Below are 14,392 nucleotides of genomic sequence, written 5' to 3'. Positions count from 1 at the left end.
CTCTCTTCAACATCCGACCGACTGAACATTCATGCTGTGGCAGCAACTCGTGAACGGCCTCACGCTAGGAGCGATCTACACGCTGCTGGCGCTGTCGTTCTCCATCGTGATGGGAATTCTCGGCATCCTCAATCTGGCGATCGCCGAACTCTTCATGATCGGCGGCTATTTCGGATTCACGCTGATCGCCGCAAACTTTCCCCTTCCCGTCGCCGTGCTCGGCGGCATGGCGGGCGCGGCCATTGCCGCTATGGTGATCGAGAGGATTGGCTATCAGCCGTTGCGGGGTACTCCTGTCGTCACGCCGATGCTGAGCACGCTCGGCTTCTCGATCATCCTGCAGAACGTCGCGACAAATTTCTGGGGCTCCGACCCGCTGCAACTGCCTGATGAGTATCTGGGGCGGCAGTATACGCTCGGCCCGGTCAATATCGGCCAGATGCAGCTCATCGTTGTCGGCGCCACCATCGTGCTGGTGACGCTGATCGCCTATACCGTGCAGCGAACCACCGTTGGCCGGGCGCTGCGGGCGGTCGCCGAAAACCGCGAAGTGTCGCGCCTGCTCGGCGTCTCGGCGGACCGGCTGACCTTGTTTGCCTTCGCCCTGTCAGGCGCGCTTGCCGGCGTTGCCGGCGTCCTGATCGCGCTGCATTACGGCGCTATCACGCCATATCTTGGCGTCGAAATCGGGCTGAAGGCGGTCGCTGTGATGGTGATCGGCGGCACCACCAACATCTGGGGCGCGCTGCTCGCAGGTCCCCTGATCGGCGTGGTCGAGGTGCTCACGGTGGCTTATGGCGGCTCGCAGGTCCGCGACTTCGTCGTGTACGGCTTCATGATTCTGATCCTTTTGCTGCGCCCACAAGGTCTGCTCGGCGGCGCGCGTTCCGACCAGGGCCAGCGCGTGTGATGTCGACCTATTATGCCAGCCTGTTCGCTGAAGCCGGCATCCTGCTGCTCGGCGCGCTCAGCGTTTACATCATCCTCGCCACCGGCCAATTGTCGCTCGGCAATGCGGCCTTCATGGCGATCGGCGCCTATCTGAGCTCCTACCTCACGGTCGAACTCGGCATGCCGCTCACGCCGGCGCTGATCGTCTCTGCGATCGCGGCCGGCATTATCGGCGTGATCGTGGGCTTCCCGGCTCTTCGGCTGAAAGGCATCTATCTTGCGATGGCCACGCTCGGCTTCGGCGAGATGATGCGCAGCTTCTTCATCAACTTCCCTGCAATGGGTGGGTCCGGCGGCTTTCACGGCATGGCGCACATTTCGGTCGGGTATATCTGGGCATGGGCCGGCGGCATCCTTGTCGTATTGATCCTCGTCGAGCGTTCGCGCGTATGGCTCGAGATGCAGGCCGTGCATGACGACGAGACCGCGGCGGGACTGGTCGGCCTAAACACCGTGGCGATCAAGGTGGGCGCATTCGGGATCGGCGCGGCTGTTGCTGCGATCTCCGGTGGGCTGTTCGCGCACCATCACGTCTATATCGAACCCGCCAATTTCGGCTTCGAGCGCTCGATCGACTTCGTGCTCGCGACCATCCTCGGCGGCTCCACGCTCGGGCTGGGCTCGCTGATCGGCGCGATATTGCTGGTCTTCCTGCCCGAATTCCTGCGGCCGATCGCGGACTGGCGTCTCGCCGCCTTCGGTACGCTGCTGATCCTGGTGCTCCTGGTGCGTCGCCAGGGCATCGTCGACCGCACGCTGCTGCGTGGGCTCACGTTCAGGAAGGCGGCATCATGAGCGCGCCGCTTCTTCAACTTGGCGAGGTCACCAAGAGTTTCGGCGGCATCCATGCGCTTTCCGCCGTGACCAGCGGCGTGCCTGAGGGCAAGATCGTCGGCATCATCGGTCCCAACGGCGCTGGAAAGACGACGCTGTTCAACGTCATCACCGGGGCCTACCGCGCCGATTCCGGCACGGTTCGCCTGAATGGCACGGCGCTGAATGGGCTGCCTCCCCACCAAATCGCGCGCGAAGGCATTGCGCGAACCTTCCAGAATATCCGCCTCTTCCCCAGCATGACGGTCTGGGAGCATCTGCTCGTTGCGCAGCCGCACCGCGAATCCTGGTGGCGCCGATTGCTGCCGGTCGGCTGGGGCGACCCCGCCGCGCAGGTGCGCGCGGTGGAGGTGATGGAGTTCTTCGGCCTGACGGACTTACGCGACCGCCCTGCCAAATCGCTGCCTTATGGAATGCAGCGCCGGGTGGAGATGGCGCGTGCCCTCACCGCGCGGCCGAAGCTGTTGCTGCTCGACGAGCCCGTGGCCGGCATGAACCATGACGAGGCCGAAGAGATCCGGCAACTGATGCTGAAGCTTCGCGCAACCGGATTGACGATCCTCCTCATCGAGCACGACATGAACTTCGTGATGCGGTTGTGCGATTATCTCTATGTGCTCGATTTCGGCGTGCTGATCGCGGAAGGCGCACCAAGCGAAGTCCGCACGAATCCTCGCGTCCTCGACGCCTATCTCGGTAAGGACGAATGATACTCTCGGCTCGTGGGCTGCAGGTCCGGTATGGCGCCATCGCCGCGGTGCGCGGCGTGGACATCGACGTCGCTGAAGGCGAAATCGTCGCGTTGCTCGGTGCCAATGGCGCGGGCAAGAGCACGATCGCCCGGGCGATCGCGGGCCTCCTGCCGTTCCAGGGCGAGATCGTCTACAAGGACCAAAAGCTGAGGCCGAATGATGCCGAACGCAACGTTCGCCGCGGCGTCGTGCTGGTGCCCGAAGGGCGCGGCATCCTCGGACGCATGACGGTCGAGGAAAACCTCGCGATGGGGATCTATACCCGCGCGGACAAGAGCCAGGCGATCGCGGACCTCAAGCGCATGCAGGAGCGCTTTCCGATCCTCGGGCAGCGGCGTCACAACGCGGCGAGCCTGCTCAGCGGCGGCGAGCAGCAATTGCTGGCGACCGCGCGCGCGCTATTGTCGAAACCGCGCCTGTTGCTGCTGGACGAACCGTCGCTCGGCCTTGCGCCCCAAGCCACGGCTTACCTCTTTGGCGTCATTGCCGAGACCCGCGCCGAAGGACTATCTGTGCTATTGGTTGAGCAAAAGGCGCGTCAGACGTTGAAGGTGGCGGACCGGGCGTACGTGCTCGAGACCGGTCGCGTGGTGGCATCGGGGCCGGCGCAGAAGATGATCGAAGATCCCGCGGTCTCGGATGCCTTCTTGGGAGGACCGGGTTGAATTCAGCCCAGAACTTGAGCCCGGCGCATCTTGAGACCGACGTGCTCGTGATCGGTGCCGGCGGCGCCGGCATGTACGCGGCGCTGGAAGCTGCGCGTGCCGGTGCGTCCGTGATTCTCGCCGATCGCAGCCTGATTGGTCGCGGCGGCGCAACGGTGATGGCGCAAATGACGGTGGCGGCTGCGCTTGGCGAGCAGACGCCCGATCACTGGGAGTACCATCTGGCGGATACGCTCGCGGCAGGCCGCGGACTGTGTGACGAGCGCCTCGCCGCGCTGCTTTGCGAGGATGGGCCGCGGCGGCTGCGCGAGATGGACGACTGGAAGGTGGGCTGGGCGCGGGAGGACGGCCACATCAAGCAGGCTCAGGCGCCAGGCCACGACCGTCCCCGCTGCGCCTATGTCGATTTTCTCTCGACGGGTCCCGCGGTCTCCAGGACACTGCGCACCCGACTGAAAAGTGCGAGCGATGTGCGCCTGATCGGCGATCTCGTGATCGTCGATATCGCCATACAGGACGGCGAGGCCTGCGGGGCAGTCGCGTTGCACCTGCCGACCGGTCGCGCGGTGACACTCGCCGCGAAAGCCGTAATCATCGCAACTGGCGGCCTTACCGGCCTCTATCGCCGCAACAGCGCCTCCGCCAACATGGCCGGCGATGGCTATGCGCTGGCCTTGCGCGCCGGGGCGGAGTTGATCGACATGGAGTTCGTTCAGTTCTTCCCGATTGGCCATCTGGCACCGCGTCTGATCGGCATGGATCCGATCATGTGGGATCCGTTCCGCTACAAGCTGGGCGGCAGGCTGCTCAACTCTGAACGCCGGGAATTCGAAACGGCCTATGCGAGCCAGGATTCCCGCAGTGACGGTCGTTACGTCCTGACTCGCGATCTCGCGACCTATGCGATCACCAAGGAGGTCGAGGCCGGTCGCGGCAGCCCGGCGGGCGGCGCCTATCTCAGCTTCCGGCACGTACCCGAGGGGGAGATACGCCGCGCATTCGGACCCGTCGTGGATCGTCTTCTTGCCAACGGTATCGACCTTGCTCGACAGGACGTCGAGGTCGCGCCGATCGCCCACTACACGATGGGCGGGGTTCGGGTCGACGAGACGCTCCAGACGCGCATACCGGGACTTTATGCCGGCGGCGAGGTCGTGGGCGGCGCCAATGGCGCCAACCGGCTGTCCGGCAATGCGATTACCGAAGCGCTGGTCTTTGGCGCGCGCGCCGGTCGCAACGCCGCGGAACGAGCAAAGGCACAAAGCCTGTCCTGGTCAGCAGAGGCGGTTCGCCCCGTGCTTGATCTGCTGCGCAGCGCGACAAGACGAGATGCGCCCAATCCTGCGGCCGCGATTGCCGGGTTGCAGACGGTGATGGCCGATAAGGTTGGTCCTTTCCGAACAGAAGCCAAGCTTCGCTCGGCGCTTTCTTCGATCCTGCAGCTCAGCCAGGAGATCGGCAATGTTCCGCTTTCGACCGGGGCGCCGTTCGACACGATGATGACTGACTGGCTGGACCTTCGGAACATGCTGCTGGTGGCGCGGTCGGTCACCGAAGCTGCGCTGGCGCGCGGCGAAAGCCGCGGCGCGCATCAACGGGAAGACCAACCGAGGCTGTCGGAGAACTGGTGCGTCAACCAGACCATCAGCCTGTCACAAGGCGATATCAGCCTGCGCAGGATCGCGCCGGCCAATGGAGGGCCCGTGGCATGAACACAACTCTGCGCATTCGGCGCGGTAACGCCGGGGAAACGCCGCGGTTCGAAGAGTTCGACGTCACGTTCGAGCCAGGCCAATCCGTGCTCGATGGCCTTCGCATGGTACGTCGACTGATCGACCCCACCCTCGCCTATCGGTACTCCTGCATCAACGCCAACGCGTGCAAGGAGTGCATGATGCTCATTGACGGCACAGTCGACTACGCCTGCACGGTGCGCCTCAAACAGGGCGTCATGACGCTGGCGCCGCTGCCGAAGAAAGCGCTGATAAGAGACCTCGTCACCGAAATCGCGCCACCCGACGAGCGTCTATAGCCGCGTTTGAAGCAACAATTTGCGATCATTCCGCGATCATCGCCACTATCGCGAGCGAGATTTCACGGGAATCGGCGGCTCATAGGCTCGGACGGCCGGAGCCGTTCCGACGAACTTCTCGCAATCGACGACAGTGATTTGCCCGCAGCATCCTTGAGCCAGCCGTGACGTGCCGACGTCGCGCGTCAGCACATTGGGATTGCCATGGAGGCAAAGCGGATTCTCCGCGCCATCAGGGGCGGGATCGTACCAGGCGCCAGTCGGCAAATTGACGACGCCCCGCATGACATCGTCGGTCACCTTAACCGCCGCGAGGCAGGCGCCGCGCGCATTGAAGATCCTGATGATATCGCCGTCGACGATCCCGCGCGGCGCGGCGTCGTCCGGATGCATCCGCGCGACTTCCCTGCCCTCGATCTTCCGGGACTGGCTATAGTCACCGAAATCGAGCTGGCCATGAAGTCGCGTCGCCGGCTGATTGGCAACCAGCCACAATGGAGCCGTCGCGTCCGGCTGCTCGGTCGAGGCGAGCCAGGTCGGGTGGCCCGGGCAATCGTCATAGCCGTAGCCGGCGATCGTCTTGGAGAATATCTCGATCTTGCCGCTGGGCGTCGGCAGCGGATTTGCCTCCGGCGTCGTTCGAAAACGACGCAGGATGCCTCCGTCGTCCGGCTCCGACGGAAGCGCCAGTTCGCCGCGATCCCAGAACTCCTCGAAATCAGGTGCGTCCCAGCCACGCTCGACCAGCGCGCGCCGCGTTGGCTCATAGAGATGGCGCATCCACTGCGCGGCATCGCGTCCCTCGGCAAAGACTCTCGCGCCGCCAAGCCGCTCGGCGAGATCGCAGAGAATTGCGAAGTCGTCACGTGCTTCACCGACGGGGGGCGCAACCTTGCGCATCGCGATCAATCGCGGATCGGTCGCCGCCGCGCCGATATCATCGCGCTCCAGCGTCATCGTCGCAGGCAGCACAATATCTGCAGACCGCGCCATCGCCGTCCAGGCGAGTTCATGGACCACGATCGTGTCAGGGCGCGCGAATGCCTGACGCAGACGATGAATATCCTGATGATGATGGAACGGGTTGCCGCCCGCCCAATAGACGAGCTTGATGTCGGGATAATGCAGTTCGCCGCCATTATACGCGAATGGCGCCCCCGGATTCAGCAGCATGTCGGAAATCCGCGCCACTGGAATGAATTCGCGAACCGGGTTGCTGCCTTGCGGCATCGTCGGAATCGGCACGGCGTTGACCCGACGGCCGGTGTGCCCCATCGCACCGAGCGCATAATTGTAGCCGCCGCCGGGCAGGCCGATCTGACCGACCATTGCGGCAAGGACTGCAGCGGCCCACACCGGCTGCTCGCCATATTGCGCCCGCTGCAGCGCATGGGCCACGGCAATGAGGCTGCGGCCATGCACAAGGGAGCGCGCGATATCCCTGATCGTGTCGGCCGCAATTCCGCTGATTGCGGCAGCCCAATCGGCATGCTTGGGCTGTCCGTCGCGGTCACCGCGAAGATAGCACTCGAACACGTCGAAGCCGGTCGTGTAGCGGTCGACAAACGCACGGTCGCAAAGATTTTCCGCGAGCAAGGTGTGCGCCATCGCGAGCATCACGGCAACGTCGGTGCCCGGACGAATCGGAATCCACTCGGCCCTGGCCTCGGGCGGGAAATCGTCGCGCAACGGGCTGATCGAGATGAACCGCGTGCCTCGCTTGACCGCCTCGCGCATGGCGTCGGGCTCGACGTGCCGGCTCAGCCCGCCGCTGGCGATCATCGAGTTCTTGATCGGCATGCCGCCGAACGCGAGCACGATTTCAGTGTGGGTCCGTAGCTGGTCCCAGGTGACGTTGCGGCGCGAAAGCGCCTCGAACGGCCCCATCACATGCGGCAGAACGACTGCCGATGCGCCCGCGCTGTAGCTGTTGACCGAACGCACATAGCCCCCGCAAACCAGGTTGAGAAAGCGGTGGATCTGGCTTTGCGCATGATGAAAACGTCCCGCGCTGGCCCAGCCGTACGAGCCTCCATAGATTGCGCGCGGGCCGAAATTGTCGCGAACGCGCGCGAGCTCGCCGGCGAGCAGATCGAGCGCGGTGTCCCACCCGCATTCGACGAAATCGTCGCCGATTTCGCGCCGCTGCGGGCCTGGCCCATGCTCGAGCCAGTTGCGGCGGACCATCGGCTTGAGGATACGCGCCTTGTGGCGCAAGGCACCTTTGAAATTGCCGAGGATCGGCGATGGCGCAGGATCGCCGCCGTAAGGCAGGATCGCGACATCCTGACCATCCCAGCGCGCCGAAAACGCTCCCCAATGCGCACTGTGCGTCGCGAAGGCCTCGTTATGATCGGTCGCGTTGGAATGCGTCATGCGAGGTTGCCCCGTCTATCAATCGCCTCAAGAGTTACAGCAACGATGCCTCGATAACGAACGGCCCGCGCTGTCGAAGCGCAGCATCGAACACTTCAGCGAAACGCTGAACGGTCGTCACGCGTTCCGCAGCTACGCCCATGCCGCCGGCAAGCTTGACCCAATCGATCTCGGGATCCTCGATGTCGAGCATGCGGCGGGCATTCTGGCCGGGGTTGGCGACGCCAACCTTGCGCATTTCGCCGTGGAGGATTGCATAGCCGCGGTTGGCAAAGACGATGGTGACGATATCGAGCTTCTCGCGTGCTTGCGTCCAGAGCCCCTGAAGCGTGTAGAGGCCGCTGCCATCAGCCTGAAGCGAGATGACCTTCCTTCCCGGACAGGCGATCGCGGCCCCCGCCGCCATCGGCACTCCGATGCCGATGGCGCCGCCCGTAATCTGGAGATAGTCGTGCGCGGGCGCGTTGTAGGACAGCTCGTAGAAGCCGGAGGACGTGATCGCCTCGTCGCACACGATCGCGTTCTTCGGCAGCTTCGCGGCAACCACGCGATTGATCATTTCGGCGGTCAGAGGACCGTCGGCCTGGAAGGACATCTCGGCTGGCGGCAGCTCGCTCGTCTGCACACCTGCCGTCGACTTGGCGCCGACAGCTTCCGCAAGATGGGCGAGAATTCCCTTCAGATCGTGACCGAGCCCACCGAGCTCGACCACGCTGCACCCCTCAGGTGCGAGGCGACCCGACTGGGTTGGGTAGCCAAAGAACGTGACCGGCTCCTTGGCGCCGATCAGCACGATCATATCGAGCCCTGCCAATGCGGCACGACCCGGCTCCCAGGCGAAGGATATCTTCTCGATCGGCGCCCGACCGCGCCCGCGCTCGATGCGCCCGTTGACGCCCTGTGCAAACAGCCGCGCGCCGGTCTTGGCGCAAATCCTTTCGGCATCGGCAAGCGCATCGGCGCGCAAAGCCTGCCCAGACAACATCAGCGCCGCCTTGCAACCGCGGCGCAAACGATCGACGACCGCCTTGAACTTGTCCGGATCGACTTCGCGCCGCGGCGGCGGCGAACGCCTGGCGAGCGGAGCCGCGGCTGATCGCTCCGACCAGGCCATATCCGCCGGCAAGAGCAGCGTCGCGATGCCGTTCGCCAAGCTTGCGTCCCAGGCATCCGCGACATCCTGCTCGATCGAGGCGGCACTGCCGATCCGGCGCACGAACGCCGACATCGGCCGGGCGAGCGTTTCGATGTCGCTCGTCAGCGGCGCGTCGAGCGGAAGATGCGCGGTCGAATGCTCGCCGACGATATTGATGATCGGCGTGCCGGCGCGCCTGGCGTTGTGCAGGTTGGCGAGCCCGTTCGCCAGACCGGGGCCGAGATGCAGCAGGGTCGCCGCGGGCCGGTCCGTCATCCGGCCATAGCCATCGGCAGCTCCGGTGACGACGCCCTCGAACAGCCCAAGCACGCAGCGCATGTCCTGCCGACGATCGAGCGCGGCGACAAAGTGCATCTCCGACGTGCCCGGATTGGCGAAGCAGGTATCGACGCCAAGCGCGAGCAGCGCGTCGCAGAGATGATCCGCACCAGTTTTCATGTCATTGCGCCCCGTGTTTCCCGTTCGCGAGCGCCTAGGCGAAACATACGTTGGCCGACGGCTCGTGAGGTCGACCGAACAACGAACGCCCAGGAATGGCCTCGAGCAGCTCGCGGGTGTAAGCGTGCTGCGGCGCGCCGAATACCGATTGCGTCTCACCCTGCTCGACGATTTCGCCGCGCCGCATCACGACGATCCTGTCGGCGATCTCCGATGCGACACGCAGGTCATGCGTGATGAACAGCATTGCGAGGTTCATTTCTTCGCGCAGCTCGGCCAATAGCTCCAGAATGTGCTGTTGCACGGAAACGTCGAGCGCCGAAACCGCCTCGTCCGCGACCAGCACCAGCGGCTTCAACGCGATGGCGCGCGCGATACAGATACGCTGGCGTTGCCCGCCGGAGAATTCATGAGGATAGCGTTCATATGCGCTCTCCTTCAGCCCAACTCGCGCCAACAATCGCTTTGCGTCCGCAATCGCCTCGATTGGCGGCGTTCCATAGGTCATCGGTCCGCGCGCGATGGCTTCACCGACCTTCTGTCGTGCATCGAGGGCTGCAAAGGGATCCTGAAAGACGATCTGCACCTTGCGGCGCATCGCGCGCAATTGCGCGCCTTTCAGTTTGAGAAAGTCGCCCCCATCAAAATCGATCGAACCGGTGTCGGGCTCGATCAGCCGCATGATCATGCGCGCGAGCGTCGATTTGCCCGATCCGGACTCACCAACGACGGCGACGGTCTCGCGCGGCCGCAGCGTGAGAGCGACGTCCTGCACGGCCGATACCCGTCGCACCGGCCTGAACGCGCCCTGACGCGACGCGAATACCTTGTTGAGACCGCGGGCTTCCAACAATGGATCGCTGCCCAGCGCCTGGCTGTGCGTCGTTGGGGGGCGCCCGCCCGGCACTGCCGCAATGAGCGCCTTGGTGTAGTCATTCTTGGGGGCGCGAAGCACCTCATCGACCGTGCCCTGCTCGACCACACAGCCGTTGCGCATGACAACGACACGGTCGGCTATGTCGGCGACGACACCAAAGTCGTGCGTGATGAACAGGACGCCCATTCCCCGCTCGACCTGCAACTTCCGGATCAAGCCGAGGATTTGCTTCTGCGTGGTGACGTCGAGTGCGGTGGTCGGCTCGTCGGCGAGCAGCAGTGCCGGCTCGTTTGCCATCGCGATCGCGATCATGATGCGCTGGCGCTGACCGCCGGAGAGCTGGAATGGATAGCTGCGGGCGAGCGCCGGAGGATCGGGCAGGCCGACCGCCGCGATCAGTTCGACGACCCGCGCGTCCAGCTCGGAACGGTACAGCTTCGCGCCGGCGTGCGTGACGATGGCTTCCGCGATCTGCTGACCGACACGCGTCAGCGGATTGAGCGCGCTGAGCGGCTCCTGGAAGATCATGGATATCGGGCCGCCCCGCAGCGCCCGCATTGCCCCTTCATCCGCTGTCGCGAGGTCCGTATCCTTGAAACGGATGGCACCGCCGGTGACGTGAAGAGCCGGCGGCAACAGCCTGAGCACGGCGTGCGCGGTGATCGACTTACCCGAGCCGGACTCGCCGACCAAGCAAACGATCTCGTTCCGACGCACGGCGAGCGAGACGTTTTCCACCGCGAACTGCCGGTCGCCGCCCTTTGGCAAAGCAACGGACAGATTTTCGATTGCAAGCAGCGGTTCGTCCGTCATGCACCTCGCGCCTTCCGCGACAGTCTCGGGTTCAGGGTATCGTTCAGTCCTTCGCCAACGAGGTTGATCGCCAGCACGGTGAGGAAGATGGCTACACCGGGGAACACGCTCATCCACCACGCTTGACGCATCACCGAACGGGACGCGCCGATCATGAATCCCCACGACATCAGATTGGGGTCACCGAGCCCCATGAAGCTCAGCGCACTTTCGATCAGGATCGAACTGGCGATCATCAACGAGCCGGTCACGATGATCGGCGACACCGCGTTCGGCAGGATATGGCGCAACACCACCGACATCGGCGGCTGCCCCTGACAGACCGCGGCCTGCACGAACTCCCGGCTCCGCAGCCGAAGAAACTCGGCGCGCGTCAGCCGGGCGAGCTGCGGCCAGCTCACAGCGCCGATCGCGAGGATCACGTTGGTCAGAGAAGGTCCGAGCGTCGCCACCAGCAGGATGGCAAGAATGAAGCCAGGAATCGTCTGGAACAACTCGACGAAGCGCATCAGAAAGTCGTCGACGCGGCCGCCGAAATAGCCGGCAACGGCTCCCACGGTGACGCCGATCGCGAGCGCGGCAAGTGTCGACGAGACGCCTATGAGAAGCGAGACCCGCGCGCCATAGGCGATGCAGGCGGCGACGTCGCGGCCGAGCATGTCGGAGCCGAGCCACCTCTCGCCGTCGAACGGCGGCTGGAACGGCGCGGCCACCATATCCCAGGGATCGACGGGAAACAGGGTCGGCGCCACGATGGCCAGCACAACGACTCCGGTCAGGATGACCAGTCCGATGACGCCGGCCGGATGCCGAAGAAAGGATGCCAGGTTCTCCACGGCCGCCTCACCTCACACTTCGTACGGAGATGCGCGGATCCACCATGCGATAGACCGCCTCGGTGAGCAGGTTCAGCCCGATCACCACAATCGACATGACCAGGAAGATGCCTTGCATGACCGGATAGTCGCGCTGCAGCACGGCGTCATAGATCAGCCGCCCCAGGCCGGGCCAGGCGAACACGGTCTCGACAACAACCGCGCCACCAACCACCGCGCCGGCCTGCATTCCGGCGACCGTGATAACGGGCAGGATCGCGTTGCGAAGCAGATGGTGCATCACGATCCGGGACTCGGTCACGCCCTTGGCGCGCGCCGTCTTGATGAAATCCTGCTGCTTGACCTCGATGATCGAGGAACGCATCAGCCTGGCGTAGATCGCGAGATAGACAGCGGCCAGTGACAAAGTCGGCAGGACCATGTGCGAGGCAATGTCCGCGATGCGCTGCCACGCCGTCATCTCGACGCCGACGGTCACGTAGCCGAATGGCGGAAGCCAATTGAGCTGCACGGAAAACAACAGCACGAGCATCAGGCCAAGCCAGAACACCGGCAAGGCATAAAGCAGCAGCGAGACGATCGTAAAGAACGTGTCGGACCATTTTCCCGCACGTGTGCCGGCTATCGTTCCCAACGCCGTACCGAAGACCAGGGACAGGATGAACGCCGTACCCGTGAGCAGCAAGGTCGCGGGCAGCCGCTCGAGCAGCAGCGACAACACGGTCCGCTGTTGCCGATAGGAATAGCCGAGATCAAGCGTCAGCGTCTTCTTCAGGGAGCTCGCCAGTTGCACCAGGTACGGCTGATCGAGGCCATAGGCCGATCGTATCTGGCGGAGCAATGTTTCGTCGGCAGCACCGCTTTGTCCTGCGATCACCTGCGCCGGGTCGCCGGGCGCCGCGTGAACGAGAATAAAGTTGAAGGTCGCGATGACCAGGATCACGCCGATGATCTTCACCGCTCCGGCGGCGGCGCCCAGCACGTAGGCCGACAAGCGGCCTCCGTACCGGGTGATGGCGACGACGCTCATTCGAACCGGACCGCGCCGAAGGTTTCGTGAACGCCGATGGCGGTCGTGGTCACATTCTTGAGCTTCTTGTCGGTGAACGTCGGAAAGTCCTGTTCGAGCAGCCACACGATCGGCACATCCTCGACCAGAGCCTTCTGCACCGCGCTGTACAGTTCCTGCCGCTTCTCGTCCGGCGAGGCGGTCGCTGCTTCCTCGAAAAGACGATCGACTTCCGGATTTGAATATCCGGCCGTGTTGGAGAACATGATGCCCTTGCGGATGTTCGACGAAATGTAGGTGCGCGATACGCCGATAGCGGGATCTCCGAGCTGATAGACGAGATTCGTCGTCATCGAATACTCCCCGTTGCTGACCTTCTGGATCCAGCCCGCGACATCGGTGCCTTCAAACTGCAGGTCGATTCCGACCCGCAGCAGCGACTGGCGCAAGAACTCTGCGACGCGACGATAGAGCTCGCCCGATGGCGTGACCAGGAACGGAACGGTGATCCGCTTGCCATCGGCGCCCGGCTTCAATCCCATCTCGTCGAGAAGAGCTTTTGCCTTGTCCGGTGAGTATTCGTACTGCTTTACGTTCTTGTCGTAGAACCGGGTCTTCGACGAGATCGGACCGGTCGCAACCTTGCCGAGACCGAAGTAGACACGCTGGAGCAGAGCCTTGCGGTCGATCGCGTACATCACCGCCTGACGGAAGCGCTTGTCGTTCATCGGCGCAATGCGGTTGTTCAGCTCGAGCCACAAATGTGGCGCGAAGTACTCATATCCCTTTGTCGTCATGTCGAGATGGGGCAGCTTGGTGAGGCGAGCCACATCGTACTGCTCGATGTCGCTCCACTGCGTCAGCTTGACGGTCCCCTGCTCGAGCGCGACCGAACGCGCTGCCGCATCCGGAATGACGCGGTAGATGATCTCGTCGATGTGAGGCTCCCCGGCGCGGTAGTAGCCGTCATGCTTGACCAGGTGGATGTGCGATCCCCGCACCCATTCCTTCAGCTTGAAGGGACCGCAGCCGATCGCCTTGTCATTCGCAGGATTGGTCTTGAAGTCGGTGCCTTCGTAGATGTGCTTCGGCAGGATCGGCGCCGTGGTGCAATCGAATGCTCCGAGGAACGGAGAAAACGGCGACTTGAGCTTGAACACGACCGTCAGCGGATCGGGAGCTTCGGCGCTATCGATGCGGGTGAATATCGGCCGGGCCCGCGCGTGGGTCTCGGGCAGGATCTTGGTCATCGAGAAGATGACGTCGTCGGCCGTCAGCGGCTTGCCGTCGTGGAAGGTGATGTTCGGGAACAGCTTGAACGTATAGGTCAACCCGTCGGGAGAGGCGCTCCAGGATTGCGCCAGGCCGGGGATCGGTTTCAGGTCAAAGTCGTAGCGAAGCAGGCTCTCGTAGATCTTGCCGCAGATCGTCAGCGTCGGCTGGAGCTGGCTGATCGCGGAGACCAGCATGGCCGGCTCCGGATGGGTAATCGTGCTGAGCGTGCCGCCGCGCGTCTGCCCCGCGGCACGGTGCAAGCCGAGCGGGATCCCCGCGACGCTAGCCATTCCCGCGGCCAGTCCCAACTTGCCGAATTCACGCCTGTTCATTCCCATGATATCCCCCCTTCCTGTTGACATGGCTCTCTGGACGAGA

General features: G+C 63.9%; 12 protein-coding genes. 6 read left to right on the top strand and 6 right to left on the bottom strand.

The genetic code is table 11. The features are described from left to right. Positions 1–31: 31 nt before the first annotated feature. From AC5ZG1_RS00245 to AC5ZG1_RS00220, 6 genes are read left to right on the top strand one after another with little or no spacing between them, the layout of a single operon-like run. A complete protein-coding gene (locus tag AC5ZG1_RS00245) occupies positions 32–910 on the top strand; it encodes a branched-chain amino acid ABC transporter permease (protein ID WP_028162045.1) in 879 nt (292 codons plus the stop codon). Then, positions 910–1,746 carry a branched-chain amino acid ABC transporter permease gene (locus AC5ZG1_RS00240; RefSeq protein WP_130224188.1) on the top strand — a complete coding sequence of 279 codons (837 nt, stop codon included), beginning with the start codon at positions 910–912 and terminating at the stop codon, positions 1,744–1,746. Before AC5ZG1_RS00245 ends, AC5ZG1_RS00240 begins: the two co-directional genes overlap by 1 nt. Further along, the gene (locus AC5ZG1_RS00235) at positions 1,743–2,495 is read left to right on the top strand and encodes an ABC transporter ATP-binding protein (protein ID WP_130224186.1); all 753 of its coding nucleotides are present in this window, start codon (positions 1,743–1,745) and stop codon (positions 2,493–2,495) included. Before AC5ZG1_RS00240 ends, AC5ZG1_RS00235 begins: the two co-directional genes overlap by 4 nt. After that, positions 2,492–3,202 carry an ABC transporter ATP-binding protein gene (locus AC5ZG1_RS00230; protein WP_130224184.1) on the top strand — a complete coding sequence of 237 codons (711 nt, stop codon included), beginning with the start codon at positions 2,492–2,494 and terminating at the stop codon, positions 3,200–3,202. Before AC5ZG1_RS00235 ends, AC5ZG1_RS00230 begins: the two co-directional genes overlap by 4 nt. Further along, the gene (locus AC5ZG1_RS00225) at positions 3,199–4,914 is read left to right on the top strand and encodes an FAD-binding protein (protein WP_496131663.1); all 1,716 of its coding nucleotides are present in this window, start codon (positions 3,199–3,201) and stop codon (positions 4,912–4,914) included. Before AC5ZG1_RS00230 ends, AC5ZG1_RS00225 begins: the two co-directional genes overlap by 4 nt. Further along, on the top strand, positions 4,911–5,234 hold the full coding sequence (locus AC5ZG1_RS00220; RefSeq protein ID WP_028162040.1) for a 2Fe-2S iron-sulfur cluster-binding protein: 324 nt from the start codon (positions 4,911–4,913) through the stop codon (positions 5,232–5,234). The genes AC5ZG1_RS00225 and AC5ZG1_RS00220 overlap by 4 nt, the downstream gene beginning before the upstream one ends. 45 nt (positions 5,235–5,279) lie before the next feature. On the opposite strand, the gene AC5ZG1_RS00215 is transcribed toward AC5ZG1_RS00220, so the two are convergent. The 6 genes from AC5ZG1_RS00215 to AC5ZG1_RS00190 are packed head-to-tail and all read right to left on the bottom strand — an operon-like array spanning position 5,280 to position 14,346. Continuing rightward, a complete protein-coding gene (locus tag AC5ZG1_RS00215; protein WP_496131662.1) occupies positions 5,280–7,610 on the bottom strand; it encodes a molybdopterin guanine dinucleotide-containing S/N-oxide reductase in 2,331 nt (776 codons plus the stop codon). Positions 7,611–7,644: 34 nt separating this feature from the next. Next, positions 7,645–9,204 carry an acetolactate synthase large subunit gene (locus AC5ZG1_RS00210; RefSeq protein WP_456641134.1) on the bottom strand — a complete coding sequence of 520 codons (1,560 nt, stop codon included), beginning with the start codon at positions 9,202–9,204 and terminating at the stop codon, positions 7,645–7,647. Positions 9,205–9,238: 34 nt separating this feature from the next. Next, a complete protein-coding gene (locus AC5ZG1_RS00205; RefSeq protein WP_496131661.1) occupies positions 9,239–10,894 on the bottom strand; it encodes an ABC transporter ATP-binding protein in 1,656 nt (551 codons plus the stop codon). After that, complete coding sequence (locus AC5ZG1_RS00200; RefSeq protein ID WP_496131660.1) at positions 10,891–11,730, bottom strand: ABC transporter permease; 840 nt, start codon at positions 11,728–11,730, stop codon at positions 10,891–10,893. Before AC5ZG1_RS00200 ends, AC5ZG1_RS00205 begins: the two co-directional genes overlap by 4 nt. A gap of 7 nt (positions 11,731–11,737) precedes the next feature. Further along, positions 11,738–12,760 (bottom strand): ABC transporter permease, encoded by a 1,023-nt coding sequence (locus tag AC5ZG1_RS00195; RefSeq protein WP_463327283.1) that lies wholly within the window; start codon positions 12,758–12,760, stop codon positions 11,738–11,740. Continuing rightward, positions 12,757–14,346, bottom strand: a complete 1,590-nt coding sequence (locus tag AC5ZG1_RS00190; protein ID WP_456641137.1) for an ABC transporter substrate-binding protein — start codon at positions 14,344–14,346, stop codon at positions 12,757–12,759. The genes AC5ZG1_RS00195 and AC5ZG1_RS00190 overlap by 4 nt, the downstream gene beginning before the upstream one ends. Positions 14,347–14,392 lie beyond the last annotated feature (46 nt).

This window comes from Bradyrhizobium sp. Leo78 (genome assembly GCF_059512425.1).
This window is presented reverse-complemented; position numbering and strand designations above follow the sequence as displayed.